The following is a 3,363-nucleotide window of genomic DNA, read 5'->3' on the forward strand; positions in this document are numbered from 1 at the left end:
ATCTTGGCGAAAACGAAGAGCGAGATGCCGTGCCCCACCGCGAACGCGAGGGTGATGAGCAGCGTCTTGGTACGCCCTTTGCCGATCGAGAAGTCGGCGATGGCCGTCAGATGGTCGGGGCCGAAGGCGTGCAGGACGCCGTACCAGAAGATCAGAAGCAGGCTCAGTTCCATAGTATCCTACCTTGTGGTGAATGATCATTCAGTTTTTCTTCAATTATACGGTGTTATGATGAGAGGAAGTTTAAAACGACGATTTCCTATTTAAAAAAAGGACCTGCGACATCTCCATGAACGATAGCTGTATCCACTGCGGCGCTTCTGTCTACCGCCTGAAAGACGGCCGTGTCAAATGTTCACGATGCAAACGGCGCTACAGCCCGCGCAAAGCGAAACGGGACATGGCCCTGATCGAAGCCTTCTGTCTCGAGACGACGGCCAAAGAGGCTTCCGAAAAACTCGGCATCAACTACGTCACGGCCAAAAAGAGATACGACGAATTCCGACGCCTTCTCCTACCGCTGCTCGAAAACGCCTACGCCTCCCACAGAGAGGAGATCGTCGAATATGACGAATACCTCTACCTCGACCATGCCAAGCGCAAAGAGAAAAAATATATTTTCGACGCCCACAACTTTCTGACATTCGATTATGGCGGAAAGGTCTACAACATTCTGATGCCCTCCCTCGACCGCTACAAAAGCGGTTTTCTCGCGGACGGTCTCGAGGATCTCTACTATGACGAATTTTCGAGATTTCTGAAAATCCACCGCATCGCGAAACTCCGCAGCATCGACAACACGATCGTCTCGTTCTGGAAATATTTCGACGAGTTCATGAAGAAGTACAAAGGCATCCGGCCGGACAACTTCATCTACTATCTCAAGGAGGCGGAGTTCAAGTTCAACCACCCGATGCCCGAAAGGTTCGAAATCCTCAAAAAAGTGTGGTTCGAAAGCTGATTCTCGCTACAATCGGGATATGGGAACCGAAATAGGACATACGCATTTCACCGAAAAAGAGTGGCCTGAATTTTCCGATCGTCTGAAAAAAGAGACGGCGCTTCTGCAGGAAAAAGCGGAAAAGGGAGAGTGTTCGCGTCGTGCGCCTGTGGGCGGTTTCGAGATCGAGGCGTGGCTGGTGGACGAGACGATGCGTCCGGCTCCCCGCAATACCGAATTTCTGCGCTACCTGCACGACGACATGGCGTCGATGGAGCTGGCGAAATTCAATTTCGAGCTCAACAACGCCCCGCACCCTCTCTGCGGCGACGCTTTTTCGAAATTTGCGGAAGAGATGCACCGGCACTGCCGCACCGCCAACACGACGGCCGAGCGTCTGGGTCTTCGCGCGCTCACCATCGGCATACTCCCCACGGCCCATCCTTCGGACTTCTGTCTCGAAAACATGTCGGAGCTCAAACGCTACCGCGCCCTGAACGAACAGGTGCTGCGCGAACGGGGAGGAGAGCCGGTTTGGCTCGACATCGCCGGCGAGACGGAGCGTCTGAAGATGCGGCACGATTCGGTGATGCTCGAAGCGGCGGCCACTTCGTTTCAGATCCACACCCAGGTGCCCTTCGAAGAGGCGCACCACTACTACAACGCCTCCATACTCGCCTCCGCAGCCACGGTGGCGGTTTCGGCGAACTCCCCCTTTCTTTTCGGCAAGGCGCTCTGGCACGAAACCCGCATTCCGCTCTTCGAGCAGTCGGTCGACACCGGGGAAGGCCGGCCCCGCGTCTCTTTCGGAAGCGGATTCGCCCGGCGGAGCATTCTGGAGTGTTTTCTGGAAAACCGGGACGAGTACGACATTCTGCTCCCGATACTCTTCGAAGAGGAGACGGATCGCTTTTCTCATCTGAGACTGCACAACGGCACCATCTGGCGATGGAACCGTCCCCTGGTCGGCTTCGACGAGGACGGGACGCTCCACTTCCGCATCGAGCACCGGGTCATGGCCTCGGGCCCCACCCTGGTCGATATGCTGGCCAACGCCGCCTTCTACTACGGTCTCGCCGCCTCTTTGGCCAAAAGAGTCGCCAGGAAAGAGCGGATCGACGATTTCGAAACGGCGAAAGCGAACTTCTACCGCGCCGCCCGTCGGGGGCTCGAGGCCACCATCGTATGGGAAGGAAAGGAGCTAAAGATACGTTCCCTGATACTCGAAAAACTGCTCCCCCTGGCCCACGAAGGACTCGAAAGCCTCGATCTCGATGGAAAAGAGACGGGAAGATACCTCTCCATCATCGAATCACGGGCAGCGAAAGGACAAAACGGCGCCCGCTGGCAACTCTCGTTCGTGCGAAACCACGGAAAGGATATGAAAAAGATGACGGAAGCCTACTGGCACCACCAACAAATCGGCGAACCGGTCCATACATGGAGTCTGAAATGATACCGCTGATCGAACTGAACGAAATCCCCGCAGGGCTCCTGGAGATCGAAGACGCCCGCGACCTCCACAGGATCCTGCCCCATCCGACACTGCTCACCCTGGAGGGGCACCACAGGGAGCCGCTTTTCGTGACGGTGCTTCTGCATGGCAACGAAGACACGGGACTCTTCGCGATCCAGAAGATTCTGAAAAAGTACATGGACCGTCCCCTGCCCCGTTCTCTCGTCGTTTTCTTCGGCAATATCTACGCGGCGAAAGAGGGACTCAGACGGCTCGACGGCCAGCCCGACTACAACCGGGTCTGGCCCGGAGGCGACGACACGACGAGCGAAGAGGCCCGCCTCGTCGCGAAAGTCGTGGAGAAGGTGACGGCCCGGCCGCTCTTCGCCAGCATCGATATCCACAACAATACAGGCAAAAACCCCCACTACGGCTGCATCAACCGTCTCGAACCCGATTTTCTCTATCTGGCTTCTCTCTTTTCCCGTATCGTCGTCTATTTCGAAACACCCAGAGGCGTCCAGTCGCTGGCGATGGCGGAGTACTGCCCCGCCATCACGATCGAGTGCGGCAAACCCCACGTCTCCCGGGGCATCGAACACGCTTTCGAATTCGTCGACTCGCTGCTGCACCTTTCGGCCTTTCCACACCGTAAAATGCACACGGGAGAGATCGACGTCTACCACACCGTCGCACGCGTCACGGTACCCGAGCGCTTCACACTCGGATTCGGTGAGACCGACACGGATATACAGCTGCCCCAGGAGCTGGAGGAGGACAACTTCAAAGAGCTGCCGGCGGGCACGCCCTTTGGCCGGATACGGCCCGGTTCGGATGCCAGGTTCGAAGTGTTCGACGACGACGGCAACGAACGGTTCGAAGACTTCTTCGAAATCGTCGGTAACGAAATCCGTCTGAAAAAGGCGATGATGCCCGCCATGATCACCCGTGACCTGAAAATCATCCG

3 protein-coding genes are annotated in these 3,363 nt (G+C 56.7%); all 3 read left to right on the forward strand.

Annotation, left to right across the window (positions count from 1 at the left end):
* Positions 1-289: 289 nt before the first annotated feature.
* Positions 290-961, forward strand: a complete 672-nt coding sequence (locus Q1K23_RS08695) for a transposase (protein ID WP_300363890.1) — start codon at positions 290-292, stop codon at positions 959-961.
* 19 nt (positions 962-980) lie between these two features.
* On the forward strand, positions 981-2,396 hold the full coding sequence (locus tag Q1K23_RS08700; protein ID WP_300363892.1) for a glutamate-cysteine ligase family protein: 1,416 nt from the start codon (positions 981-983) through the stop codon (positions 2,394-2,396).
* A partial coding sequence (locus Q1K23_RS08705; RefSeq protein WP_300363894.1) for a M14 family metallopeptidase occupies positions 2,393-3,363 on the forward strand: 971 nt, incomplete at its 3' end. The genes Q1K23_RS08700 and Q1K23_RS08705, both read left to right, overlap by 4 nt.

The organism is Hydrogenimonas sp. (assembly GCF_029933015.1).
Classification (GTDB): Bacteria; Campylobacterota; Campylobacteria; order Campylobacterales; family Hydrogenimonadaceae; genus Hydrogenimonas.

Excerpts from the sequence above, each read along its gene's own strand:
- Q1K23_RS08700 (WP_300363892.1), top strand. The coding sequence starts at position 981 with ATGGGAACCGAAATAGGACATACGCATTTCACCGAAAAAGAGTGGCCT.
- Q1K23_RS08695 (WP_300363890.1), top strand. The coding sequence starts at position 290 with ATGAACGATAGCTGTATCCACTGCGGCGCTTCTGTCTACCGCCTGAAA.